At 66.8% G+C, this 799-nt stretch carries 1 protein-coding gene; it reads right to left on the bottom strand.

Annotated elements, in window-relative coordinates; genetic code table 11:
• Positions 1–59 precede the first annotated feature (59 nt).
• Positions 60–680, bottom strand: a complete 621-nt coding sequence (locus L0B83_RS19605) for a TasA family protein (protein WP_234760238.1) — start codon at positions 678–680, stop codon at positions 60–62.
• Between the last annotated feature and the right edge of the window lie 119 nt (positions 681–799).

Genomic DNA, 799 nt, shown 5'->3' with positions numbered 1-799 from the left:
AAGCCCTCCGCCGTCGGTGCATGGGGGGCTCGACGGCGGAGGGCGGCTGGGGTGGGGTGTTACTGGTTGGTGGCGGTGCGCTGGTTGCCGGTGAAGTTGAAGGCGATGGTGCTGGTCTGGTTTTGGAGGGTGTTGTCCGCGGTGGCGGGCAGGGTGAGGGTGACGCGGAGGTTGTCGGTGTGTCCGGCGGTGACGGAGGTGAGGTTGGCCAGGGCCGTGTTGGCGCCGATGACGGGGCGGGAGGCCAGGACGGAGGTGGTGGTGCCGGAGCAGGTGTAGGTGTAGGCGGGGGCGGTGCCGGCTTCGGTCCAGGGGACGGAGCAGGCGTCGACGGTGACCTGCAGGCCCATGGTGGTGTTGGTGTCCAGCAGGGAGGTCGGGGCGGCGGTGGTGGTGAGGGTGATCGCGGAGAGGTTTTGGTTTCCGGTGGCGTTGGTCAGGGTGGCGACGCGTTGGACGGTGTCGCCGGGGACCAGGCCGGAGGCTGCGACGCTGAGGCGGTTGGTGGTGCCGGTGGCGCCCAGGGCGATGTTCACGATGCCGGAGGCGACGGTGTTGCTGGCGGAGGTGCTGGAGGTGAAGGCGCCGTAGGTTCCCAGTCCTGCCACGCCGGCTGCGGTGCCGACCAGGGCCAGGGAGGCGATGACTTTGCCGGTGGTGGTTGTCAGGCTGAGACCCATGATTGTTTTCCGTTTCGTGAAGCCCGTGTGAGCGGGTCTTTGTTGTCCGATGTTCTCTACTTTCCGGCAGGGTTTTTAGGAAGCCGCAAGGTTCCTGCAAGCTTTTCCCGAAGATTGCT

Origin of the sequence: Arthrobacter alkaliphilus (genome assembly GCF_021483235.1) — a bacterium.
Taxonomy (GTDB): Bacteria; Actinomycetota; Actinomycetes; order Actinomycetales; family Micrococcaceae; genus Arthrobacter; species Arthrobacter alkaliphilus.
The sequence above is the reverse complement of the archived record's forward strand: the minus strand, read 5'-3'. Positions and strand labels throughout refer to the sequence as shown.